Origin of the sequence: Kitasatospora phosalacinea, assembly GCF_030268885.1 — a bacterium.
Classification (GTDB): domain Bacteria; phylum Actinomycetota; class Actinomycetes; order Streptomycetales; family Streptomycetaceae; genus Kitasatospora; species Kitasatospora phosalacinea_C.
The window spans coordinates 191,391-215,790 of sequence record NZ_BSSA01000008.1 but is presented as its reverse complement, the minus strand read 5'-3'; the positions used below and the strand labels follow the sequence as shown (position 1 = coordinate 215,790).

Annotated in this window: 19 protein-coding genes and 1 tRNA gene; 9 read left to right on the top strand and 11 right to left on the bottom strand. The window is 73.4% G+C overall.

Annotated elements, in window-relative coordinates:
* Positions 1-83: 83 nt before the first annotated feature.
* A complete protein-coding gene (locus QSK52_RS14755) occupies positions 84-446 on the bottom strand; it encodes a nuclear transport factor 2 family protein (protein WP_285736473.1) in 363 nt (120 codons plus the stop codon).
* 106 nt (positions 447-552) lie between these two features.
* Between QSK52_RS14755 and QSK52_RS14750 the strand changes: the two genes are divergently transcribed.
* The 3 genes from QSK52_RS14750 to QSK52_RS14740 all read left to right on the top strand — a co-directional run bounded on the left by QSK52_RS14750 (position 553) and on the right by QSK52_RS14740 (position 5,723).
* A complete protein-coding gene (locus QSK52_RS14750; RefSeq protein WP_285736472.1) occupies positions 553-3,210 on the top strand; it encodes an AAA family ATPase in 2,658 nt (885 codons plus the stop codon).
* A 128-nt stretch (positions 3,211-3,338) separates the two neighbouring features.
* A complete protein-coding gene (locus tag QSK52_RS14745) occupies positions 3,339-4,208 on the top strand; it encodes a helix-turn-helix domain-containing protein (RefSeq protein WP_285736471.1) in 870 nt (289 codons plus the stop codon).
* A 57-nt stretch (positions 4,209-4,265) separates the two neighbouring features.
* Positions 4,266-5,723, top strand: a complete 1,458-nt coding sequence (locus tag QSK52_RS14740; RefSeq protein ID WP_285736470.1) for an aldehyde dehydrogenase family protein — start codon at positions 4,266-4,268, stop codon at positions 5,721-5,723.
* Between the two features lie 43 nt (positions 5,724-5,766).
* Here QSK52_RS14740 and QSK52_RS14735 read toward each other — a convergent pair whose 3' ends face one another.
* Together QSK52_RS14735 and QSK52_RS14730 are read right to left on the bottom strand one after the other, a co-directional pair.
* The gene (locus QSK52_RS14735; RefSeq protein WP_285736469.1) at positions 5,767-6,702 is read right to left on the bottom strand and encodes a hypothetical protein; all 936 of its coding nucleotides are present in this window, start codon (positions 6,700-6,702) and stop codon (positions 5,767-5,769) included.
* Positions 6,703-6,830: 128 nt separating this feature from the next.
* Positions 6,831-8,657, bottom strand: coding sequence for a bifunctional metallophosphatase/5'-nucleotidase (locus tag QSK52_RS14730; protein WP_285736468.1), 1,827 nt, complete (start codon positions 8,655-8,657; stop codon positions 6,831-6,833).
* Positions 8,658-9,028: 371 nt separating this feature from the next.
* Between QSK52_RS14730 and pyk the strand changes: the two genes are divergently transcribed.
* The 3 genes from pyk to QSK52_RS14715 all read left to right on the top strand — a co-directional run bounded on the left by pyk (position 9,029) and on the right by QSK52_RS14715 (position 12,578).
* Positions 9,029-10,456, top strand: coding sequence for a pyruvate kinase (gene pyk / locus QSK52_RS14725; RefSeq protein WP_285736467.1), 1,428 nt, complete (start codon positions 9,029-9,031; stop codon positions 10,454-10,456).
* Between the two features lie 152 nt (positions 10,457-10,608).
* Positions 10,609-11,538: a hypothetical protein gene (locus QSK52_RS14720; protein WP_285736466.1), complete on the top strand. Its 930-nt coding sequence runs from the start codon at positions 10,609-10,611 to the stop codon at positions 11,536-11,538.
* Between the two features lie 98 nt (positions 11,539-11,636).
* Complete coding sequence (locus tag QSK52_RS14715; RefSeq protein ID WP_285736465.1) at positions 11,637-12,578, top strand: hypothetical protein; 942 nt, start codon at positions 11,637-11,639, stop codon at positions 12,576-12,578.
* A gap of 51 nt (positions 12,579-12,629) precedes the next feature.
* Here the strand turns inward: QSK52_RS14715 and QSK52_RS14710 are convergent.
* Positions 12,630-12,703 (bottom strand) — tRNA-Leu (locus tag QSK52_RS14710).
* Positions 12,704-12,802: 99 nt separating this feature from the next.
* On the opposite strand from QSK52_RS14710, the gene QSK52_RS14705 reads away from it, so the two are divergent.
* The gene (locus QSK52_RS14705; RefSeq protein ID WP_285736464.1) at positions 12,803-13,456 is read left to right on the top strand and encodes an ANTAR domain-containing response regulator; all 654 of its coding nucleotides are present in this window, start codon (positions 12,803-12,805) and stop codon (positions 13,454-13,456) included.
* Positions 13,457-13,530: 74 nt separating this feature from the next.
* Here QSK52_RS14705 and QSK52_RS14700 read toward each other — a convergent pair whose 3' ends face one another.
* From QSK52_RS14700 to QSK52_RS14670, 7 genes are all read right to left on the bottom strand, one after another.
* Complete coding sequence (locus QSK52_RS14700) at positions 13,531-14,247, bottom strand: ABC transporter ATP-binding protein (protein WP_285736463.1); 717 nt, start codon at positions 14,245-14,247, stop codon at positions 13,531-13,533.
* Complete coding sequence (locus tag QSK52_RS14695) at positions 14,244-15,080, bottom strand: ABC transporter ATP-binding protein (RefSeq protein WP_435053258.1); 837 nt, start codon at positions 15,078-15,080, stop codon at positions 14,244-14,246. Before QSK52_RS14695 ends, QSK52_RS14700 begins: the two co-directional genes overlap by 4 nt.
* A 5-nt stretch (positions 15,081-15,085) precedes the next feature.
* Positions 15,086-17,035, bottom strand: a complete 1,950-nt coding sequence (locus tag QSK52_RS14690; RefSeq protein ID WP_285736461.1) for a branched-chain amino acid ABC transporter permease — start codon at positions 17,033-17,035, stop codon at positions 15,086-15,088.
* Between the two features lie 5 nt (positions 17,036-17,040).
* Entirely contained in the window at positions 17,041-17,970 is a 930-nt protein-coding gene (locus tag QSK52_RS14685) for a branched-chain amino acid ABC transporter permease (RefSeq protein ID WP_285736460.1), read from the bottom strand.
* Positions 17,971-18,065: 95 nt separating this feature from the next.
* The gene (locus QSK52_RS14680) at positions 18,066-19,319 is read right to left on the bottom strand and encodes a branched-chain amino acid ABC transporter substrate-binding protein (protein ID WP_285736459.1); all 1,254 of its coding nucleotides are present in this window, start codon (positions 19,317-19,319) and stop codon (positions 18,066-18,068) included.
* Between the two features lie 291 nt (positions 19,320-19,610).
* On the bottom strand, positions 19,611-20,288 hold the full coding sequence (locus QSK52_RS14675) for a Tat pathway signal sequence domain protein (protein WP_285736458.1): 678 nt from the start codon (positions 20,286-20,288) through the stop codon (positions 19,611-19,613).
* Positions 20,289-20,410: 122 nt separating this feature from the next.
* Positions 20,411-20,863, bottom strand: coding sequence for a PaaI family thioesterase (locus QSK52_RS14670; RefSeq protein ID WP_285736457.1), 453 nt, complete (start codon positions 20,861-20,863; stop codon positions 20,411-20,413).
* A gap of 197 nt (positions 20,864-21,060) precedes the next feature.
* Here QSK52_RS14670 and polA point away from each other — a divergent pair, with 197 nt between their 5' ends.
* Positions 21,061-23,745, top strand: a complete 2,685-nt coding sequence (polA, locus tag QSK52_RS14665) for a DNA polymerase I (protein WP_435053252.1) — start codon at positions 21,061-21,063, stop codon at positions 23,743-23,745.
* Between the two features lie 59 nt (positions 23,746-23,804).
* Positions 23,805-24,383: a GNAT family N-acetyltransferase gene (locus tag QSK52_RS14660; RefSeq protein WP_285736455.1), complete on the top strand. Its 579-nt coding sequence runs from the start codon at positions 23,805-23,807 to the stop codon at positions 24,381-24,383.
* Positions 24,384-24,400 lie beyond the last annotated feature (17 nt).

Below are 24,400 nucleotides of genomic sequence, written 5' to 3'. Positions count from 1 at the left end.
GGACCGGTCATCACGACGCCTGCCCACTCCCCGACCAGGTAAGGGCAGGCGTCGTTGTCGTTCCCGGGGCGGTGCGCGCCGCTTCAGGCCGACGGGACCTTGTCCAGGAAGCCGACCACGGTGGCGATCCGGCCGTCCGGCGTCGCGGTGAGGACGTCGAAGCCGATCACCAGCGGCTCGGGGGCGCCCTCCGGGGCGAGCTCCCAGGTGAAGCGGGCGACGTCGTGGTGGGCGTCGACCGGGCCGAGGCGGAAGACCAGCCCGGCGAACTGGGCCTGGACGGCGGCCAGGGTGGCGTCGAACTGCTCGTGGCCGACCGCCTCGACCAGCGGGTCGACGTAGCGGCCCCCGGGCGCCCAGGTCTCCTCGACCAGCTTGCGGCGGGCGGCCGGGTCGGTCTCGTTCCAGGCGGCGAGGTAGCGCTCGGCGAGGTTCTGCAGGTCCATCGTGGGCTCCTTCTGCGGTGTGCTGCGGGGCGTTTCCCCTTGCAGGACAAGAAGGTACGGAGATCGCCGCGCCGGGGAATCGGTCACGTATAGGTAGGGTCGACCCATGCTGTACGGACGGGGGACGGAACGCGCGGCGATCGACCGGCTGCTGGCGGACGCGCGCGCCGGGCGGGCCGGGGCACTGCTGCTGCGCGGCGAGCCGGGGATCGGGAAGAGCGCACTGCTGGACGCGGCGGCCGGGGCGGCCGCCGGGTGGCGGGTGCTGCGGGCGGCCGGGGTCGAGTCGGAGGCCCGGCTGCCGCACGCCGTGCTCAGCCAGCTGCTGGCCCCCGTACTGGACCGGCTCGGTGCACTGCCCGGGCCGCAACGGGCCGCGCTGGAACGGACGTTGGGGCTGGCGGACGGCCCCGCCGGGGACCGGCTGCTGGTCGGGCTCGCGGTGCTGACCCTGCTGGGCGACCTCGCCGAGCGGCAGCCGGTGCTGCTCCTGCTGGACGACCTGCAGTGGGCCGACCCGGAGTCCGCGGCGGCGCTGCGGCTCGCGGTGCGCCGCCTGGGCGCCGAGCGGGTCGCCGTGCTGCTGGCGACCCGGGAGGACGGGGCCGAGGCGTCCGGGCTGCCCGAGCTGCCGGTGGGGCCGCTGGCGGAGTCCGACGCGGCCCGGCTGCTGGCCGAGATCGCGCCCGAACTCGCCGACCCCGCAGGGGTGTTGGCCGCCGCCGCGGGCAACCCGCTGGCGCTGCGCGAACTCCCGCGGGGCGAGGGCTCCGGCGCGCTGCCGCCGGACGGGCGGCTGCGGCTCGCGTACCACGGCCAGGTCAGCCGGCTGCCCGGCCGCACCCAGCGCTGGCTGCTGCTGGCCGCGCTGGAGGAGACCGGCGAGGCGGAGGTGCTGCTGCGGGCCGCCGCGGAGAGCGGGCTGGACGCCGCCGACCTGGCGCCCGCCGAGGCCCAGGGCCTGCTGCGGGTCGACCTGGCCACCGGCCGGGCCCGGTTCCGGCACCCGCTGCTGCGCTCCGCCGTGGTCGACCGGGCCCCGCTCGCCGACCGGCTGGCCGCGCACCGGGCGCTGGCCGCCGCGTACGGGCCGGGCGAGCCGCTGCGGCGCGCCTGGCACCGGGCGCTGGCCGCCACCGGGCCGGACGCGCGGGCCGCGGCGGACCTCGCGGAGGCGGCCGCCACCGCCGCCTCCCGCGGCGGCCACCAGGGCGCCTGCGCCGCGTACGAGCGGGCCGCCCGGCTCAGCCCGGACCCCGTGCTCGCCCGCCGCTGGACGGTCGAGGCGGTGGAGGCCGCGCTGGAGGCGGGCGAGGTGGAGCGGGCCGAGCGGCTCGCCCTCGCCGCCGACCGGCCGGACGCCGACCCGGTGACCCGGGCGCACCTGCTGTTCGCCCGCGGCGTGGCCGAGTTCTGGCGCGACGAGAACGCCTCCGCGCACGCCCGGCTCACCGAGGCCGCCGCCCTGGTCGCCGCCGAGCACCCCGGCCCGGCCGCCCGCGTCCTGGTGCAGGCGGTGCACGTCGCCTGGTACGACGGGCTCCCGGCCGTGCACGGCAGCCTGGACGCGCTCGCCGCCCTGCCGCTGCCGGACGGCGACCCGCTCGGGCCGGTCGTCCGCTACCTGGCCGCCGCGCTCGGCGGGGCGGACGGGCCGACGCTGCCGGAGGCCGAGCGGGCGGCCCGGGCCGCCGGGGCGGCCGCCCCGGTCGACCTGGTGCTGCCGTGCGGTGCCGGGCTGGTGCCCGGGCACGACGCCGAGGTGCTGGACCTCGCCCGCCGCCTGGTCCGGGAGGCCCGGGAGGGCGGCGCCTTCGGGGCGCTGCCCACCCTGCTGTTCTTCCTCGCCGAGGCCGAACTCTTCGACGGCCGCCCGGCCGCGGCCGCCGACCACGCCGCCGAGGCGCTGCAACTGGCCCTGGACAGCGGGCAGCCGCTGTGGACCGGCCAACTGCACGGCTTCCAGGCGTACCTGGCGGCCGCCCGGGGCGAGGCGGAGCCCTGCCGGGAGCAGGCCGCCGCGGCGTTCGCCCGGGGCGGCGCGGGCGCCCCGTGGGCCCGCTGGGCGCTCGGCCTGCTCGACCTGGGCGAGGGCCGGGCCGAGGACGCGCACGGCCACCTCGCCGCGCTCACCGGCGGCCCGTTCGGCTACCAGGTCGCCGCCGTCCGCGCCGTCCCCGACCTGGTGGAGGCCGCGGTGCGGCTGCGCCGCGGCGAGGAGTGCGCCGGGGCGCTGGCCCGGTTCGAGCAGTGGGCCGAGCGCGCCGACCGGCCGTGGGCCCGCGCCCTGGTGGACCGCTGCCACGCGCTGCTGGCCCCCGACGAGTTCGCCGAGGAGCTGTACCTGCGGGCGCTGGCCCGGCACGCCGAGCAGCCCCGCCCGTGGGAGCAGGCCCGCACCGAGCTGCTGTACGGCGAGTGGCTGCGCCGCGGCCGCCGCAGGGCCGAGGCCCGGGTGCCGCTGCGCTCCGCCGAGCAGGCGCTGCGGCGGCTGGGCGCCGTCCCGTGGGCGGAGCGGGCCCGGCTGGAGCTGGACGCCACCGGCGCGCCCGCCGCCTGCCCGGCCCGGACGGTGGTGGCCGGGCTGACCCCGCAGGAGTCGCAGATCGTCCGGCTGGCCGCGCAGGGCCTGTCCAACCGGGACATCGCCGCGCAGCTGTTCCTGAGCGCCCGCACGGTCGGGCACCACCTCTACAAGGCGTACCCGAAGCTCGGGGTGAGTTCGCGCACCGATCTGGCGGAGGTCCTCCCGGCACTGTCCTGAGCGGAGTCGAAACCCTCGCTTCTGCAACGGATTGGCCAAATGCCGGAAGGCCCTCGCGGAGTGTCGTCGCGCAGTGGCAGACTGCTTCCCACGGGGTCCACTTGGCGTTCCTGGGGCGGAGGGTTTGCATGACGGGCCTGCAGACGGGCAGCGGTGCGACCGCGCGTCGCATCCAGTTGGGGGCCCAGTTGCGGCGCCTGCGCGAGGCCCGCGGCGTGACCCGGGAGGACGCCGGGTACTCGATCCGGGCCTCGGAGTCGAAGATCAGCCGGATGGAGCTCGGCCGGGTCGGCTTCAAGCAGCGCGACGTGGCGGACCTGCTGACGCTGTACGGCGTCGACGACGAGGAGTCCCGCGCGGCCCTGCTCGGCCTGGTCGGCGGCACCAACGCCCCGTCCTGGTGGCACGGGTACGGGGACGTGGTGCCCGGCTGGTTCCAGACGTACCTGAACCTGGAGGACGCGGCCAACCTGGTCCGCAGCTACGAGGTGCAGTTCGTGCCCGGGCTGCTGCAGACCCCCGAGTACGTGCACGCGGTGATGCGGGCGGGCAGCCCCGCCGCGCCCGCGGAGGAGATCGAGCGCCGGGCCGCGGTCCGGCTGCGCCGGCAGGAGCGCTTCCTCGCCGAGGGGGCGCAGGCCCGGCTGGAGCTGATCGTCGACGAGACGGCGCTGCGCCGCCCGTGCGGCGGGCCCGAGGTGATGCGCGGCCAGTTGGAGCGGCTCGCGGAGCTGTCGCTGCGCGAGACCATCAGCCTGCGGGTGCTGCCGCTGGGGATGGGCGCGCTGGCGGCCGACAGCGGGGCGTTCACGGTGCTGTGCTTCCCCGAGCCGGACCTGGCGGACGTGGTGTACGTCGAGCAGTTCACCACCGCGCTCTACCTGGACAAGCCGGCCGAGGTGGCCGAGTACGCGACCGCGCTGGAGCGGGTGTCGGCGGCGGCGCTGTCCGAGGAGGAGACCCGGGGACTTCTCGCGGAGCTCCGCCAAGTCACCTGACCCCCAATTAAGATGACGATCCGTCAGTAGGTGTTATCCAGCGCCGAGAGGGATCGCATGTCCTTGATCGCGGAACTCGCCCAGCAGTACATCGACGGCCGGTGGCAGCCGGGCTCCGGCTCCTGGGACATCGTCGACCTGGATCCCTACAGCGGGGAGAAGCTCGCCTCCTTCACGGTCGCCACCGCTGAGGAGGTCGACCTCGCCTACCGCGCCGCCGAGCGCGCCCAGCCCGCCTGGGCCGCCACCAGCCCCTACGAGCGCCGCCTGGTCCTCGAACGCGCCCTGCAGGTCGTCGAGGCCCGCGAGGCCGAGATCCTCCAGCTGATGACCGCCGAGCTCGGCGGCACCCTGATGAAGTCCGGTTTCGAACTCTCCCTGGTCAAGGACATGCTGCGGGAGGCCGGCTCGCTCGCCCTGCGCGCCGAGGGCCGGATCCTGCCCTCCCCGGTGCCCGGCAAGGAGAACCGGCTCTACCGCCTGCCGGTCGGCGTGGTCGGCGTCATCAGCCCGTTCAACGCCCCCGTCTTCCTCTCCCTGAAGGCCGTCGCCCCGGCGCTCGCCCTCGGCAACGCGGTCGTCCTCAAGCCGCACCAGGACGCCCCGGTGGCCGGCGGCACCCTGATCGCCAAGATCTTCGAGGAGGCCGGCCTGCCCGCCGGGCTGCTCAACGTCGTCCTCACCGACATCGCCGAGATCGGCGACGCGTTCATCGAGCACCCCGTGCCCAAGGTCATCGCCTTCACCGGCTCCGACGCGGTCGGGCGGCACGTCGCCACCGTCGCCGCGAGCCACCTCAAGCGCACCGTCCTCGAACTCGGCGGCAACAGCGCCCTGGTGGTCCTCGACGACGCCGACCTCGACTACGCGGTGGACGCCGCCGTCGCCAGCCGCTTCGTCCACCAGGGCCAGATCTGCATGGCCGCCAACCGGATCCTGGTCGACCGCGCCGTCTTCGCCGAGTTCAGCGAGAAGTTCACCGCCAAGGTCGCCTCGCTCTCCGTCGGCGACCCCGGCGACCCCGCCACCGACCTCGGCCCGCTCATCAACTCCGCCCAGGCCGAGGCGATCACCGCCGAGGTCGAGAGCGCGGTGGCGGCCGGGGCCCGCGCCCTGCTGCACGGCTCCACCGTCGGCACCCTGGTCCGCCCCACCGTCCTCACCGACGTCCCCGCCGACGACCCGATCCTGCGCCGCGAGGTGTTCGGCCCGGTCGCCCTGCTCATCCCCTTCGACGGCGAGGACGAGGCCGTCCGGATCGCCAACGACACGCCCTTCGGCCTCTCCGGCGCGGTGCACACCGCGAACGTCGAGCGCGGCGTGCGGTTCGCGCAGCGGATCGACACCGGCATGATCCACGTCAACGACGGCACGATCGCGGACGAGCCGATCGTGCCGTTCGGCGGCGAGAAGAGTTCCGGCGTCGGGCGGCTGGGCGGCGACACCAGCGTGGACGCGTTCACCACGGTGAAGTGGATCTCGATCCAGCACGGGCGCTCGCGCTTCCCGTTCTAGGGACGGCCGACCCCGCGCCCCTACCTGCGCCGTCCGCTCGGGCTCAGTGCTGTCGGGGGAGTTGCGGGAGGCCGTCGGCGAGGCCGAGGACGGTGCGGGTGCCGAGCGGGCGGGAGAGCCGGAACTCGACCGGCGCGGCGTTGGCGCTCGCCGGGCACACCTCGTTCGGGCCCAGGGTGCGCGGGGTGGAGTGGCCGATCAGGACGACCGCCCGGTCGGTCTCGTAGACGGTGCCGGGGTCGACGGTGGCGCATCCGAAGGGGACGTACGCGGTGAGCAGCAGGCCGTCGGGGGAGACCTCGGCGAGGCTGGTGTCGGAGCCGTCGGCGCTCCAGGGGCCGGTCCCGGTGGGGTGCGGGCGGGGGAGGGACTGCCCCGCCTGGGGGAGGACGGCGGGGTAGCGGAACGGCTCGGCGTACCCCGCGACGGTGAACTCCCAGGTGGGGACGGTCGCGCGGCCGCGGCTGGTGGCGACCTCCCGGGTGCCGGGGCGGACGTCGGTGATCGTGAGGGCGGGGCAGTCGCCGACGCAGCCGGAGCCGTTCGCGGGGATGGCGTCGAAGGCGGCCCGGGCGGAGCGCTGCGGCAGGGCGAGGGTCGAGCCGTCGGCGAAGCGGACCTCGGCGAGGCCGGAGACCGAGACCGGCAGGGTGGCCTTCAGGTCGAAGCGGCGCTCGTCGTACGCCTGCTTGTCGGCGCCGCTGTGGAAGGCGTCCGCGGGCAGCCACTCGGTGGTGTCCTCGACCGGGAAGTAGCCGTGGTCCCAGGCCTGTTGGAGCTCGGAGCCGGGCCAGGCGGCGGCGACCTTGGCGGCCTGCGCGGCGGCGGCGCCGGTCGCGGGCCGCACCTCCGGCCCGGCCGGGACGGTCGTGGCGGGCACGGCCCGGCTCCCGCCGCCGTCGACGGTGACCGGGTGGCTCGCGCAGCCGCCGAGCAGCAGGGCCGCCGCGCCCGCCGCGAGTGCTGTCCGTACGCGCATGTTCCGTCATCCCCCTGGATCGTGGTCCGTGGTCCGTGGTCCGGACGGGGGTTGGACGGGGCCGGGCGGAGGACGGTTCCCGGGGCCGTCGGAGGGGGAACTCCGGTGCGGCCCCGGGCGGTTGTCCGTCAGAAGACCGGGACGCCGGCCCGGACCAGGCGCCAGCCGCCCTGGCCGGAGAAGTCGGCCGGGTCGATGACGCCCTTGGCCTTCACCCAGGCGATCATCGTGTTGCGGATCTCGTCGGAGTTGGCCCACACCTGCTGGGCGGCGGCGACGTGCGGGAAGTTGCCGCCGCCGTTGGCGCGGTAGTTGTTGACGGCGAGGACGAACTGCGCGGCCGGGTCGACCGCCGCGCCCCGGTACGACAGGTTGACGATGCGGCTGCCGACCGGCTGGGCGATGTCGATGTCGTAGGACAGGCCGTAGATGGAGTCGTAGTTGTAGTCGGGGGTGTTGTTGGCCTGGTTGGTCAGGGCGTCCAGGTCGATCGCGGCCCCGGGGGCGACCTGGGCGTAGTACTTGGCGGAGTACTCCAGGTAGTCCTTGAGCTGGGCGCCGGTCAGGATCCGGGCCTCCAGGGTGTTCTCGTAGATGTACAGCCCGGCCGCGTCGCGCAGCTTGACCTCGCCCGCCGGGATGACCGCGGTGCGGTTGAACGGCGCGGCCTGGGCCAGCACCGGCAGGGCGGCGTACTGGCCGCCGGCCAGGGCGTCGCGCACCGCGTCGGCCTGGACGCGGCCGATCAGGTCGATGATCGGGGTGTCCTTGAACCGGGCCTCGGCGATGGAGAGGGTCTCCTTGCAGGTGCCGATGACCTGGTTGACGTAGGCGACGACCTTCCGGTGCTGCTCCTCGACCAGCCGGACGATCTCCGGGTCCTCGGCGACGGTGTTGGAGTTCAGCAGCCGGGCGCTGACGCCGGTGACGGTCCACTGGCCGCGGGCGAACTCGACCTCGAAGTCGAAGCAGGTCAGCCGCTCGCCCCAGAGTGCGGGCTCGGAGAGGACGACCTCCTTGCCGGTCCGCTCGTTGACCACGGTCCGCTGCGGGATCTCCTTGTGGGCGTGGCCGACCAGGATCGCGTCGATGCCGGGGACGGTGGCGGCGGTCTCGGCGCCCGCGTTCTCCGAGAACGGCAGCTGGTCGCCCCAGGAGGAGGCGCCGTCCACGCCGGTGTGCGCGGTGAGCACGACCACGTCGGCGCCCGCCGCGCGGACCTTGGGGACCCACTTGGCGGCGATCTCGGGGATGCCGGGGAAGGACAGCTTGCCCTGCACGTTGGCCTTGTCCCAGATCGCGATGCCGGGGTTGGTCAGGCCGAGGATGCCGACCCGGATCGGGCGGCCGTGGCCGAGGTGCAGCTCGCGGATGACGTACGGCGGGAAGGCGGGCTTCTCGCTCCTGGCGTCGACCGCGTTGGCGCCGAGCAGTGGGAACTCCAGCTGGTCCTGGTAGGCGCGCAGCAGCGGGATGCCGTAGTTGAACTCGTGGTTGCCCAGGGCGGCGGCGTCGTAGCCGATGGCGTTCATCGCGGCGGCCATCGGGTGGCGCGGGGCCTTGGTGCCGGTGATCGGCTCGACCCGGGCGAAGTAGTAGGAGAGCTGGGTGCCCTGGATGGTGTCGCCCGCGTCGATCAGCAGGGTGCGGCCGCGGCCCTTCTCGGCGCGGACCTGCTCGACCAGGGTGGAGATCTTGGCCAGGCCGACGTCGTTGTGGGCCTTGTCGTCGTACTCGGAGTCGGTGAAGTACTCCCAGTTGAGGACGTGGCCGTGCAGGTCGGTGGTGCCCATCACGGTGAAGGCGGCCTTGAAGGGGGTGGGCCCCTTGCCGCGGGCGTCGTCCCGGTCGTGGTCCGCGGCGGCGGCGGGGCCGGCCGCGAGGCCGCCGGCCAGGGCGGCACCGGCCGCGGTGGCGGCGGAGCGGGTGACGAAGTCACGGCGGTTCAGGGACATCGAGGACTCCAAGTCGGGCGGTGCGGGCGGTCAGCGGGCGTCCGGGGCGGGGCAGGTGACACCCCGCCACCCGTGGTGACGCGCGTAGAAAACGTGTGTGGCAGTCTGCCGCTTTCCGGCCGCCGGGACCAGACCCCCAGGCCGTCCAACAGGTGAGGGGTGGGTGACCCCCGCGTGTCGCCGGCCCGCCCGCGGCCGCCCTCCGGAGCCCGGCCGGGCGCACGCGCGTGCGTCAACGGGGGCGGTGGGCGCTCACCCGGGTGCCACCCGCCGCGCGGCGCAGGTCCGTTCACCGAATCTTCTGTCAACTGCCATGGAGGGACTGGCCGGAACCGCTCTGTTACGTCCCGGTAATGCCTAGGCTCTGCTGTATGCGCCGAGCAAAAATCGTTTGTACTCTCGGGCCTGCCGCGGACTCGTACGACCAGATCAAGGCCCTGGTCGACGCGGGCATGGACATCGCCCGACTGAACCTCAGCCACGGCTCCCACGCGGAGCACGAGGACCGTTACCACCGGGTCCGCAAGGCCTCGGACGAGACGGGCCGCAGCGTCGGGGTGCTGGCCGACCTGCAGGGCCCGAAGATCCGCCTCGCCACCTTCGCGGACGGGCCCGTCCTGCTGGAACGCGGCGACGAGTTCACCATCACCGTCGACGACGTCCCGGGCGACCGGGAGATCTGCGGCACCACCTACAAGGGCCTGGCCGCGGACGTCTCGCGCGGCGAGCGGATCCTGGTCGACGACGGCCGGGTCTGCCTGGAGGTCACCCACGTCGAGGGCCCCCGGGTGCACTGCATCGTCATCGAGGGCGGACTGGTCTCCGACCACAAGGGCCTCAACCTCCCCGGCGTCGCCGTCTCGGTGCCCGCGCTCTCCGACAAGGACGTCGAGGACCTGCGCTGGGCGCTGCGGACCGGGGCCGACATCGTCGCGCTGTCGTTCGTGCGCAGCGGGAAGGACGTCGAGGAGGTGCACCGGATCATGGCCGAGGAGGGCCGCCGGATCCCGGTCATCGCCAAGATCGAGAAGCCGCAGGCGGTGGAGAACCTGGAGTCCATCGTGGACGCCTTCGACGGCATCATGGTCGCCCGCGGCGACCTGGGCGTCGAACTCCCGCTGGAGCAGGTGCCGATCGTCCAGAAGCGCGCCGTCAAGCTGGCCAAGCGCAACGCCAAGCCGGTCATCGTCGCCACCCAGATGCTGGACTCGATGATCAACGCCTCCCGGCCGACCCGCGCCGAGGCGTCCGACGTCGCCAACGCGGTGCTGGACGGCACCGACGCGGTGATGCTCTCCGGCGAGACCTCGGTCGGCAAGTACCCGGTCGAGACGGTGAAGACCATGGCCCGGATCGTCGAGGCCGCCGAGGAGGACGTCCTCGCCGCGGGCCTGCCGCCGCTCACCGACAAGAACAAGCCCCGCACCCAGGGCGGTGCGGTCGCCCGGGCCGCCGCCGAGATCGGCGACTTCCTGGACGCCAAGTACCTGATCGCGTTCACCCAGAGCGGCGACACCGCCCGCCGGCTGACCCGCTACCGCTCGCCGATCCCGGTCCTGGCGTTCACCTACGAGCCCGCCGTGCGCAGCCAGTTGGCGCTGACCTGGGGCGTGGAGACCTTCCTCGGCCCGTTCGTCACCACCACCGACGAACTGGTCGCCCAGGTCGACTCGGCCCTGCTGAGCCTGGGCCGCTGCAAGCCCGGCGACGTCGTGATCATCACGGCCGGCTCCCCGCCGGGCCTGGCCGGCTCCACCAACCTGGTCCGCGTCCACCACGTCGGCGCGCTCGACAACTGACGCCCGCGCCACCGGGCCCGCCCCCGCGAACCGGGGGCGGGCCCGACAGCCCGTCAGGCGGGCGGCCCGGGGCCTGACGCATTGTCGGTAGCATGCCCTGGGCGGCGGCCGCGCGGGCCGGGCCCGGGTCGGGACCGGGGAGAAGACACAGGTTGATACGCCGCCGCATCGCCGTGGCCTGTGCCGCGGCCGTCCTGACCGCCGGGTGCACCCCCTTCGGCGCGGACACCCTGCAGGCGGTGCCCTCCGGCGGTCCGGCGGGGCCGTCCCCGCGCACCGTCCTGCTCGACCGGACCGCCTGGTGGGGCGGCAGCTCCTACCGGCTGACCGGGGTCACCACGACCCCCCAGCCGGGCGGCCGGAACCGGGTCGAACTCGTCCTGGAGGTCGGCGTCGAGTCGCCGGTGCCGGTCGCGGCCGCGCTGCCCAGGGCCGTCCTGGAGTCCGACGGCGTCGCGGTCAGCGGCCCGCTGGAGGTGCAGCCGCCGCCGTACGGCCGGGCCTCGCTCGGCGTCACGGTGCAGGACGTCGGCACCCCCGGGCAGGAGCTCGACCCGGACCGGCTGGCCCTGGTGCTGACCGCCCCCGGCGTCGCCCGCGCGGTGCTGCCGGTCGGGGCGCACCCCGGGCAGGAGGCCGCGGACCTCCGGCCCACCCCGCTGCGGGCCTCCGCCGACGGCCTGCGGGCGGGCCCCCGCCGGTTCGCGCTGGCCTCCGCCCGGCTGCGCGAGGACTGCACCGGCAGCCCGGTGCCCGCCCCCGCCGTGCCGATCGGTAGCACGCCCGTCGTGCCCCGTCCGCTGCGCGCCCTGAAACCCGGCCAGCACACCGTCGAGCTCCTCCTCGAGGCCCCCGCGGGCACCGGCGGCGACCGGCTCGCGCTGCGGCTGACCCTGCCCGACGGGCGGCGGCTGGACCCGAGCCTCCCGCTCGGCACCACCGCGTACCCCGACCGGACGGGCCGGGTCAGCTTGGCGGCCTGGTTCGACTTCTACGGCGACACCGCCGGGACGTACACCCTGGAGGCGGCGGACCGGGACGCCGCCGACGCCCCCGAGGTGCTCACCCTGGTGGCCGGGTGAGCGTCCGGCTCCGGTGACGGTTCCGTACCGGAACGGCCCCGCTGACGCCGTGCCAGTAGGCTGCGGGGCGCCCGCACCACGTCCTCGGGGGAACCGCCTTGGGAAACCGCCTCAGCCGGGCCGCCGCCGCGGCCCTCACCGTCCTGCTGGCCGCCGGCTGCAGCTGGACGGACCCGGACCCGGCGCCCGCGCCGTCGTCCACCGCCCCGCCCCGGCCGACGGCCGCCACCGTGCACCCGGAGCGGGTGGTCTGGTGGGGCGGGCGGTCGTTCGGCCTGCAGAGCCTGAGCGTCCGCGAGGAGACGGACGGCAGGACGACGTACGACCTGGTGCTGCGGGTGGACACCGCCTCCCCGGTGAAGCTGGCCGTGCCCTTCCCGCGGATCGTGCTGGAGTCCGGGGGGCTGGCGGTCGCCGACAGCGGCACGGCCGGTGCGGGGCCGCTGCCCAGCGAGCCCGGTGTCGGCACCGTCCACACGGTCCTGCGGGGCAGCGCCCCGGCGGGGGAGCGGCCGGACCTCGACGCGCTGGCCCTGGTGCTCACCGACCCGGCCGCCGGTTCGGCCCGGGCCGTCCTGCCGGTCGGCGACGGCGGCCCGGAGCCGGTGGCGCTGGCGCCCGTCCCGCTGCACGCCTCGGCGGCGACCCTGGACACCGGCCGCTTCCACTGGGACGTGGTCTCGGCCCAGGTGCGCGACGACACCACCGGCAGCACCGCCCTGCTGCTCGACAACGGCGTCAACGTCAACCACGACAGCCGGGTGCTGCGCGGCCTCAAGCAGGGCCAGCACACCGTGCAGGTGCTGTTCGACGCCCCGGCCGGAACCATCGGCGAGGTGCTCAGCTGGCAGCTGACCCTGCCCGACGGGCGGCGGATCGCCCCCAGCGTCCCGGTCACGCTCACCACCTACCCGGACCGGACGGACCGGGTCAGCCTGGCGGCCTGGTTCGACTTCTACGGCGACACCGCCGGGACGTACACCCTGCAGGCGGCGGACGGTTCGGCCGCGCCCGCGGTGATCGCGCTGGGAACCGGCTGAGAACGGCAGCGGTTCCGAGGCCGGGCGGCCTCGGAACCGGAGGAAGTGCGGTGCCCCGAGTGGGATTCGAACCCACACCGGACGGTGTTTGAGACCGTTGCCTCTGCCGATTGGGCTATCGGGGCCCAGCGGATCGAAGGTCGGACCCCCCACCCGTGGTGCACCCAACATACCGTGTCTGGGTAGGCTCATGCATGCAGCACCCCGCCGGACCGAGGAGCCCCGTGAGCACTGCCGACGAGCAGGCCCAGCCGCTTGACACCGACTCGCCCCAGATCACCCGAATCGTCATCGCCGAGGACGAGGCGCTGATCCGCCTCGACCTCAAGGAGATGCTGGAGGAGGAGGGCTACACCGTCGTCGGTGAGGCCGGTGACGGCGAGACGGCGGTCAGGCTGGTCGAGGAGCTCAAGCCCGACCTGGCCATCCTGGACGTGAAGATGCCGGTCCTGGACGGCCTCTCGGCCGCCGAGCGGATCCACGAGCAGCACCTCGCGCCGGTGCTGATGCTGACCGCGTTCTCCCAGCGCGAGCTGGTCGACCGGGCCCGCGACGCCGGGGCAATGGCGTACATCGTCAAGCCGTTCAGCAAGAGCGACCTGGTGCCCGCGATCGAGATGGCGGTCTCCCGCTACACCGAGATGCGCACCCTGGAGCAGGAGATCGCGGACCTCTCGCAGCGGCTGGAGACCCGCAAGCTGGTCGACCGCGCCAAGAGCGTGCTGCAGACCAAGTTCGGCCTGAACGAGCCCGCCGCGTTCCGCTGGATCCAGAAGACCTCGATGGACCGCCGGATGACGATGGCCGCCGTCGCCGAGGCCGTGATCGAGGAGGGCGCCGCCCAGGACCGCAAGAAGGCGGAGTCCACCGAGGGCTGAGGCCCCCGCGCACGCGCGAGCGCCCCCCGTCCGATCGCCTCGGACGGGGGGCGGCTCGCGTCGCGGGTGCGGCGTCAGTCCTCGCCGAGGTACTGGCGGCGCACCGACTCGTCGTGCAGCAGGTCCGCGCCGGTGCCGGAGAGGGTGATCTTCCCGGTGGTCATCACGTAGGCGCGGTCCGAGAGGGAGAGCGCGGCCTGGGCGTTCTGCTCCACCAGCAGGATGGTGGTGCCCGCGGCCTTCAGCTCCACGATGGTCGCCATGATCTTCTGCATCATCAGCGGCGACAGGCCCATCGACGGCTCGTCCAGCATCAGCAGCTTGGGCCGGGACATCAGCGCCCGCCCCATCGCGAGCATCTGCTGCTCGCCGCCGGAGAGGGTGCCCGCGGCCTGCCTGCGGCGCTCGGCGAGGATCGGGAACAGCGTGCAGGCCCGGTCGACGTCCTCGGCGATGCCCGCCGCGTCGCGCCGCAGGAAGGCGCCCAGCAGCAGGTTCTCCTCGATGGTCATCCGCGGGAAGATGTGCCGCCCCTCCGGGGAGTGGGCCAGGCCCAGGGCGACGATCCGGTGCGCGGGCACCGTGTCGATCGCCTGCCCGTCGAACAGGACCTTGCCCGAGGTCGGCCGCAGCAGACCGGACAGGGTGCGCAGGGTGGTGGTCTTGCCGGCCCCGTTGGTGCCGATCAGGGTGGTGACCTCGCCCTGCTCGACGGTGAACGAGACGCCCTTGACGGCCTCGATCTTGCCGTAGGCGACACGGAGGTCCTCGACCTCCAGCAGAGCGGTCACTGGCCGTCCTCCTGAGCTGCGGTGGTTCCTTCGAGCGGGGCGCCGAGGTACGCGGTGACGACCCGTTCGTCGTTCTGGACGGTCTCCCGGTCGCCCTCGACGATCTTGCGGCCCTGCACCAGCACGGCGGTGCGGTCGCACAGGTTGAAGATGAACTTCATGTCGTGCTCGATCACCAGCACCGCGATCCCCAGGTCCCGGATCGCGAAGACCAGTTCCTCGGCGGCCCGGGTCTCCTGCGGGTTCATGCCCGCGGTCGGTTCGTCCAGCAGCAGCAGGCCCGGGTCGGAGGCCAGCGCCCGGGCGATCTCCAGCTTCCGCTGCTCGCCGTACGGCAGGTTGCGGGCCAGGTGGTCGGCCTTCGCGCCGAGGCCGCAGAACTCCAGCAGCTCCCGGGCCCGCTCCCGGCTCTCCGCCTCGGCCCGCCGGTAGCCCGGGCCGCGCAGGATCGCCGAGAACAGGCCCTCCTTCGTCCGGGTGTGCCGGCCGACCAGGACGTTCTCCAGCGCCGTCATGTTGGCGAACAGCCGGATGTTCTGGAAGGTCCGGGCGATGCCCGCCTGGGTGACCAGGTGCGGCTTCGGCGGCAGCACCGTGCCCTTGTACTTCACGGTGCCCTCGGTCGGGACGTACAGCCCGGTCAGGCAGTTGAAGAAGGTCGTCTTCCCGGCGCCGTTCGGGCCGATCAGGCCGACGATCTCGCCCTGGCGGACCGTCAGGTCGACGCCGCCCACGGCCGTCAGGCCGCCGAAGCGCATCACCACGCCGGAGGCCTCCAGCACCGGCTCGGCGGCGGGGACGGCGGCGGTCTCGGTTGCGGTCTCGGTGGTCACGGCGCTCACGCCCCTGCCTTGGTCGGTACGTCGTCGGCCGGGGCGGCCTGCGCGGGCAACTGCACGTCGTGGAACTCCAACTGCTGCCGGCGGCCCGCGATCAGGCCCTCCGGGCGGAAGCGCATCAGCAGGATCAGCGCCACGCCGAAGGCCAGCAGCTGGTAGGACTGCAGGAACTCCAGCTTCGCCGGGATCAGGAACAGCAGGGCCGCGCCCACCAGCGGGCCGCTGATGGTGCCCATGCCGCCCAGGATCACCGCGGCCAGCAGGAACGCCGAGTTGGGCGGCGTCGGGCTGCTGAACAGGTACTGGTCGGGCGAGACCGCGCCCGACACGTGCGCCTGCACCGCACCGGCCAGACCGGCCAGGGTCGCGCCCAGCGCGAAGGCGATCAGCTTCACCCGGAAGCCGTTGATGCCCATCGCCTCGGCCGCCGTCTCGTCCTCCCGGATCGCCACCCAGGCCCGGCCGATCCGGGAGTTGGCGACCCGCGCGAACACCGTCACCACAACCGCGGTGGCCACCAGCATCAGCAGCAGGTAGTTGCCGTTCTTGCCCAGGTGCAGGGCCCCGAAGTCGTGCGCCTCGCCGAAGTCGAAGCCGAACAGGCTGACGTCCGGGATCGCCGCGATGCCGTTCGGGCCGTTGGTCAGGCTCGGGCCCGACGTGCCGTCCAGGTTGTTCATCGCGATCCGGAAGATCTCGCCGAAGCCCAGCGTCACGATCGCCAGGTAGTCGCCGCGCAGCCGCAGCGTCGGCGCGCCGATCACCACGCCGAACACCAGCGCCGCCGCCGCACCGATCAGCACCGCGACCGGGAACGGCAGGTGCAGGTCCCGGAAGACCGAGAACTTCGACCCCGACACCAGCGCGGCCGCGTACGCGCCCACGCCCAGGAAGGCCACGTAGCCGAGGTCCAGCAGGCCTGCCAGGCCGACCACCACGTTCAGGCCCAGCGCCACCGTCGCGAAGATCAGGATGTTGGTCCCGATCAGCACGTACGTCTCGCTGCTCTGGGTGAACGGGAACGCGCCCGCCGCGGCGAACGCCGCGCCCGTGGTCACCGCCCGGTGCCGGGCGGTCAGTTCGCGCAGCCGGCCCACCGCGCCGGAGGCCAGCAGCGCCGCGGTGGCGAAGGCGGTCAGCAGCAGGAAGCCGACGAACAGCTCCCCGTACTCGGTGGAGACGCCGAACTCGACCACGCCCAGGCCCACCGCGAACACCGCGGTGACCACCAGGATCTCCGCCCAGCCCGGCAGGGCGCGGGCGGCGGGCAGCGGGCGCTCGATCCGGCCGATCCGCAGCCGGCCGTCCAGCAGCCGCCACAGCCGGAAGAGCGCGATCGCCGCGGGCAGGACGACGAAGAACCACAGGTTCTCGGTGAAGATCGGCCGGATGCCCGGCGGCACGGCGTCCAGCGCCCAGCCCTGGCCGAAGCCGACCCGCAGCACCGCGGAGACCGCCAGCGCCGCGTACAGGCCCCAGTGCAGTTCGGGGTGGCGGACGGTGCGGCGGCGGTCCAGCGGCAGGCCGAGCGCGCCCAGGACGGCGAGCAGCGAACCGACCGCGGCCAGCCAGCCGCCCGGGTCCAGGTTGACCAGGCCGTCCAGCTCCACGGCGATCGCCACCACCGCGTACCAGCACACCGCGAAGGTGCCGAGCGCGGCGAACAGCACGCCGTTGCGGCTGCCCGAGGGGCTCAGCCAGCGCAGGCCCTTCAGCCCGTGGGCGGCCAGCGCCAGCAGCGCGGTCAGTGCGCCGCCGACCAGCGCCAGCCACTGCAGGCCGGCCGGGGAGCCGTAGTACGTCAGGTCGCCGGGGAAGGCCGGCGTCCAGGTCCAGGACATCGCCGCGGAGGCGGCGGCCAGCACCCCGCCGCCGACCGCCGCGCCCAGCGCGAGGTTGGCGGGCAGCGGCAGGACCGGGGAGGTCTCGTGGGTCGTGCTCTCGGTCATCGTCCTCACACCCGATCCGCGACGCGCTCGCCCAGCAGGCCCTGCGGCCGCACCAGCAGGACGACGATCAGCAGCACGAACGCCCACACGTTGGCCCAGGCGCCGCCGCCGAGCTGGTGCATGCCCGGGACGTCCTGCACGTACGCGGTGGCCATCGACTCGGCGACGCCCAGCACCAGGCCGCCCAGCATCGCGCCGTAGATGTTGCCGATGCCCCCCAGCACCGCCGCGGTGAACGCCTTCAGCCCGGCCAGGAAGCCCATCGTGAAGTCGACCTGCCCGTAGCGCAGGCCGTGCGCGACCGCCGCGACGGCGGCGAAGGCCGCGCCCAGAGCGAACGCGACCACGATGATCCGGTCGGTGTCGATGCCCATCAGCTTCGCGGTGTCCGGGTCCTGCGCGGTGGCCTGCATGGCCCGCCCCGTGCGGGTCAGCCGCACGAAGGCGGCCAGCACCAGCATGCACAGCGGCGCCGCGACCAGCAGGAACAGGTCGTTGCGCTGCAGGTGGAAGGAGCCCAGGCCGATCGGGTCGCCCGCGAACTGCGGGAAGGACAGCGCCTTCTTGCCACCCGGGTAGAACGCCCACACCACCTGCTGCAGCGCAATCGACAGGCCGATCGCGGTGATCAGCGGCGCCAGCCGGGGAGCGGTGCGCAGCGGCCGGTAGGCGAAGCGCTCGGCTGCGGTGGCGGTGAGCACGGAGGCGAGCACCCCGCCGAGGATCATGACCGGCAGCGCCAGCCAGAGGGAGGTGCCGTGCGGCAGCGCCGCGTAGGCGGTCAGCGCGCCGAAGCCGCCGATCATGAAGATCTCGCCGTGGGCGAAGTTGATGAGCTGGACGATGCCGTAGACCATCGTGTAACCGATGGCGATGAGGCCGTACATCAGGCCGAGCATCAGTCCGTTGGCCAGGTTTTGCGGCAGTTCGTGCACCGCGGGCCTCCGTGGATAGGGGGGTACGAGCAGGCGGAGGGCACTTGTGGTGCCCTCCGCCTCACGGGTGTCTGAGCGGGGGAGGTGCGGTGCGGTCAGCCGCTGTACGTACCGCTCTTGACCTTCTTCCAGGCGCCGGACTGGACGCTGTAGACGGTGAGCTGCTTGTTGGTGGTGTCGCCGTACTCGTCGAAGGCGACCGGGCCGGTGACGCCGGTGAACTTCACCTTGCCGAGCTCCGTCAGCACCTTGGTGCGCAGGTCGGACGGGACCTTGCCGCCGTTGTGCTCGACCGCGGCCTTGACCGCCTCGATGATCGACCAGGCGGCGTCGTACGAGTAGCCGCCGTAGGCCGCGTACGGGTCCTTGTAGCCGGCCGCGGCGTAGTTGGCGACGAACTCCTTGGCGCTGTCCAGCTCCTCGACCGGGACGCCGACCGAGGTGGCCAGGTCGCCCTCGCCGTTGCCGTTGGCGAGCTTGACGAACTCCGGGTCGTAGATGCCGTCGCCGCCGAACAGCGGAACCTTCGCGCCGCCCTTCTTCAGCTGGTCGCTGAGCGGGCCGGCGTCCGGGTACTCGCCGCCGTAGTAGACCGAGTCGGCGCCCGCGCCGGCCACCTTGGTGGCGATCGCGGAGAAGTCCTTGTCGCCCGGGTTGATGTGGTCGGTGCCGACCACGGTGCCGCCGAGCCGCTTGAACTCGTCCGCGAAGATGGCGGCCAGGCCCGCGCCGTAGGTCTTCTTGTCGTCGATGACGTAGACCTTGGTCTTCTTGGCGTCGTTGTACAGGTACTGGGCGGCGAACTTGCCCTGCACCACGTCGGTGGTGGCGGTGCGGAAGTACGACTGGTACTGGCGGGTGAACTTGCCGCTGCCCCAGTCCGGGCCCAGCGACAGGTCGGGGCTGGTGTTGGCGGGGGAGACCTGGGCCAGCTTGGCGTCGTCGAAGACCTTCTGCATGGTCAGCGAGACGCTGGAGTTGAGCGGGCCGACCACGCCGACGACGCCCTTGCTGTCGACCAGGGCGGTGGCGTTCTGCTTGCCGGTGGTCGGGTTGGCCTGGTCGTCCTTGGCCTCGATGGAGAAGGTCACGCCCGGGACGTAGTTCTTGGCGTTGGCCTGCTTGGTCGCGAGCTCCACCGAGTTCCGGATGCCGAGGCCCAGGGCCGACAGGCTGCCGCTGATCGGGGCGTCGATGCCGATCACGACCTTGGTGCTGCCGCCGTTGCCGTTGTTGGCACCCGCGTTGTCCGCGCCGGAGTCGGACTTGCCGCCGCGCGAACCGCAGGCGGACAGCGTCAGCGCCGCGGTCACTGCAATGGTCACGACAAGGAGTGAGCTCTTTCGCACGACGAGGGTCTCCTTCTGGTTCTGGAGGACACGCGCACAGGGCTGGCGGTGCCGGATCGCGACGGCCCAGCCCGAAAACCGGACGGCGCGGTGACTGGGCGTGACTCTAGACCGACGGTGCCGACTCGGGCAGTGGGGCGGGAGAGGCTGTGATTCTCTTGTTATGACCATTGCGGAAGTTGATCTCACATCATGGTCGAAAAACCCAGGTGGAGCTTGAAATTCCGGCGGCCGTCCCGAGTTGCGGATGCTTGCACTCGCCAACTCGCTGGTCACGAACGGGATCTCCGATTATCGGACAGGTTTGTCCGGTGTCTCGGTGCTGGTCGCGGGTGTCCGGTTATCGGTGTGGTCGCAGGCCGAGTGCAACGCTGCGGAGAGGTCGCGGGCGTAGGAGTCGCCCAGGATCTGGCTCACCGTCTCCATTGCGCGCGTGTTACGCAGCGTTACATCCAGGAAAGGGAAGGTCGCGTCCGCGGGCGCCCCCGAGCAGTCCGTCACCCGCAGGTCCACCCGCAGCGACACCGTCCCGCCGGGCGGCACCGTCCGCGGCAGCCAGCCCGGCACCAGGACGGTCAGCCCCCGGTAGCCCTGCCGCACCTCCAGCACGTCCAGCGGGCCGGGGCCGGTGTTGTGCACCGCCAGCTCCAGCGCGAAGGTCTCCGGGCCGCCCGGGACCGGGCCGACGTAGGTGAACCGGGCGGCCTGCGAGGGAAAGGGGACCGCCTGCGGCGGAGGCGAGTTCGCCGCCTGCTCAGGGTAGTTCGCGGCGCGCAGGACGGTCAGCGCCAGCACGAGCAACAGCAAGAAACTTGCCAGCAGGTACTTCTGACGCCTGCTCAGCAGCCGGGGCGGCCGCTCCGGGGGCGGCGCGGGGCGCAGCACGAGCGGGGCCCAGGTGCCCTCGCCCGGCTCGACCGGGCCGAGGAACCCCCCTGGGCCGCTCCGCGGTGCGCGCTCTCCGGCCATGGCGGTAGCCCCCTCGTCCAGCCGAGGTTGCCCCTGGCCCGCCGCCGCCAAACCGGCGGGGGCGGCGCGCCGCCCGGGAGCCGTCGGCGGTCGGCGGCGGCTCCCGGGCGGTCGGCGGCGGCCTACAGGTCGCGCAGCATGCAGGTCAGCCGGCAGGAGGTGATCCGGCGTCCGGTGTCGTCCGTCACCGCGATCTCGTACGTCGCCGCGGTGCGCCCCTTGAACACCGCCGTCGCCACGCCCGTCACCAGCCCGGAGGTCGCCGAGCGGTGGTGCGTCGCGTTCAGGTCCACGCCGACCGCGTAGCGGCCGGGCCCGGCGTGCAGCATCGCCCCGACCGAGCCCAGCGTCTCGGCCAGCGCCGCCGACGCCCCGCCGTGCAGCAGCCCGTACGGCTGCTGGTTGCCCTCCACCGGCATCGTGCCGACCACCCGGTCCGGGGACGCCTCGACGATGGTGATGCCCAGCTTCTCGCCCAGGTGGCCGCCGGAGAAGGTCTCCGGGCTCACCCCCAGCTTGGCGAAGTGCTCCAGCACGTCCTGGGGCACTTTCAGTACGGGCGCCGCGTCGGTCATGGTGCTCCCTGCTTCCGGGTTCGCTTCGTTGCGCGTCGATCGTACGACTGTCTACCCGCCAGTAGGGAGGCGCTCCGCGCCGCGCCGGAGATGTCCGTCCCACGCCCTAGGATCGGGGAGGCAGTGCAACCGGCAGGACGGGACGTGACGTGGCGACACAGGGTGCGGGTAAGAGTGCGGCCGAGCGGCCCCGACTGATGCTGCTGGACGGGCATTCGATGGCCTACCGGGCCTTCTTCGCCCTGCCGGTGGAGAACTTCTCCACCGCCACCGGCCAGCACACCAACGCCGTCTACGGCTTCGCCTCCATGCTGGCCAATACGGTGCGGGACGAGCGGCCCACCCACCTCGCGGTCGCCTTCGACCTCTCCCGGCAGACCTTCCGGTCCGCCGAGTTCCCCGAGTACAAGGCCAACCGCTCCGCCACGCCGGACGAGTTCCGCAGCCAGGTCCCGCTGATCGGCGAACTGCTCGACGCCATGCGGGTGCCCCGGATCACCGCCGAGGGCTTCGAGGCCGACGACGTCATCGCCACCCTGGCCACCGCCGCCGCGGCCGAGGGCTTCGAGGTGCTGATCGTCACCGGCGACCGGGACTCGCTCCAGCTCGTCAACGAGCACGTCACCGTGCTGTACCCCACCAAGGGCGTCTCCGAGTTGACGCGCTACACCCCGGAGAAGGTCGTCGAGAAGTACGGCGTCCGCCCCGACCAGTACCCGGACCTCGCCGCCCTGCGCGGCGACCCGTCCGACAACCTGCCCGGCATCCCCGGCGTCGGCGAGAAGACCGCCGCGAAGTGGGTCAACCAGTTCGGCTCCTTCGCCGAACTGGTCGAGCGGGCCGACGAGGTCAAGGGCAAGGTCGGCGAGAAGCTCCGCGAGCACCTCGACTCCGTCAAGCGCAACCGCTTCCTCACCGAGCTGGTGAGGGACGTCGAACTCCCGCTCGGCGTAGCACAGTTGGAGCGCGCCCCGTTCGACAAGGACGAGGTCGCCCGGCTGATGGAGGCGCTGGAGTTCCGCAACCCCAACTTCCGCGACCGGATCGCCGGGATCGACCCGGCCGGGGCCGAGGGCGCCACCGCCGTGGAGGTCCCGGCCGGGCCCGCCGTCGACGGCGACCTGCTCACCGGCCCCGGCGCGCTCGCCGCCTGGCTGGAGCAGCACACCGGCGAGGACGCCCGCACCGCGCTCGCCGCCGACTACACCTGGGCGCTGGGCAGCGGCAAGGTCGACCAGATCGCCCTCGCCACCGGCACCGCCGCCGCCTGGTTCGACCCCGCCGCGCTCGCCGAGGAGGACGACCGCGCCTTCACCGCCTGGCTCGCCGACCCCAAGCGCCCCAAGGCCCTGCACATCGCCAAGCAGGTCATGCGGGCCTTCGCCGAGCAGGGCTGGCAGTTCGCCGGCGTCACCGCCGACACCGCGCTCGCCGCCTACCTGGAGAAGCCCGGCCGCCGCGCCTTCACCCTCGACGTCCTCGCCGAGGAGTACCTCGGCCGCTCGCTGGCCCCCGCCGCCCAGGCCGAGACCGGCCAGCTCAGCTTCGACTCCGACGAGCCCGACCCGACGGCCGGCGCCCAGGCCCTGATGACCGAGGCCCGCGCCGTCCACGACCTCGCCGCCCTGTTCGACGGCCGGCTCGCCGAGGTCGGCGCGGTCGAGCTGTTCCACGACATGGAACTGCCGATCGCCGAACTCCTCGCCCGGATGGAGCGCCACGGCATCGCCGCCGACCGCGCCTGGCTGCAGGGCCTGGAGGCCCAGTTCGCCGCCGAGATCCAGCGCTGCGTCGAGGAGGCGCACGCCGCGGCCGGCCGCGAGTTCAACCTCGGCTCGCCCAAGCAGCTCCAGGAGGTCCTGTTCGGCGACCTCGGCCTGCCGAAGACCAAGAAGATCAAGACCGGCTGGACCACCGACGCCGACGCGCTCACCTGGCTCGCCACCCAGACCACCAACGAGCTGCCGGTCATCCTGCTCCGCCACCGCGACCAGGCCAAGCTCCGCACCACCGTCGAGGGCCTGCTCAAGACCGTCTCCCCGCAGGGCCGGATCCACACCACCTTCAACCAGATGGTCGCCGCCACCGGCCGGCTCTCCTCCCAGGACCCGAACCTGCAGAACATCCCGGTCCGCACCGAGGAGGGCCGCGCCATCCGTCGCGCCTTCGTGGTCGGCGAGGGCTACGAGACGCTGCTCACCGCCGACTACTCGCAGATCGAACTGCGCATCATGGCCCACCTCTCCGAGGACGAGGCCCTGATCGAAGCCTTCACCAGCGGCGAGGACCTGCACACCACCGTCGCCTCCCAGGTCTTCGCCGTCGCCCCCGGCGCCGTCGACGCCGAGATGCGCCGCAAGATCAAGGCCATGTCCTACGGCCTCGCCTACGGCCTCTCCGCGTACGGCCTCTCCCAGCAGCTCGGCATCAAGCCCGCCGAGGCCCAGGGCCTGATGGACACCTACTTCGAGCGCTTCGGCGGCGTCCGCGACTACCTGCACGACGTGGTCGAGGAGGCCCGCGCCGTCGGCTACACCGAGACGCTGCTCGGCCGCCGCCGCTACCTGCCCGACCTCAGCAGCGACAACCGGCAGCGCCGCGAGATGGCCGAGCGGATGGCCCTCAACGCCCCGATCCAGGGCTCCGCCGCCGACATCGTCAAGATCGCCATGCTCCGGGTCGACGAGGCGCTGCGCGCCGCCGGCCTCGGCACCCGGATGCTGCTCCAGGTGCACGACGAGATCGTCCTGGAGGTCGCCCCCGGCGAGCGCGAGCAGGTCGAGGCCCTCGTCCGCGAGCAGATGGCCGGTGCGTACCCGCTGCGCGCCCCGCTCGACGTCTCGGTCGGCGCCGGGGCGAACTGGGAGGCCGCGGCGCACTGACCCCCGTCGGGGGCTCAAATGGTTTGCGGGCGTCCGGCCGGTCCTCCGAGACTGGCCGGATGCGCCCCTTCACCACCTTCGCGGAGAAACCCACCCTGGTGGGCGAGAAGGCCCTCCTGCGGCCCGTCCGGCCGGAGGAGGACCTCCCGATGCTCCGCGTCATGCTCAACGACCCGGACGTGCTCCGCTACACCTCGCAGGTCTACACCCCCGAACCGCCCGAGTGGGACGAGGCGATGGAGCGCCGGGTCGTCGACTGGTACACCACCCGCAACGACCAGCCCGACCGCCTCGACCTGATCGTCGTCGACCGCGCCACCGGCCGCGGCGTCGGCGAGGTCGTCCTCAACGAGTGGGACGAACCCAACCGCGCCTGCAACCTCCGCATCGCCCTCGGCCCCGACGGCCGCGACCGCGGCCTCGGCACCGAGGCCGTCCGCCTCCTCACCGACCACGCCCTCCGCGCCCTCGGCCTCAACCGCGTCTCGCTCTCCGTCTACGCCTTCAACGACCGCGCCCGACGCGCCTACGAGAAGGCCGGGTTCAAGGTCGAGGGGGTGCGCCGCCAGGTGCTGCGCCACGCGGACGAGTGGATCGACGACATCGACATGGCGGCCCTGGCGGAGGACTGGGCCTGACGGTCCCCGCCCCGTCG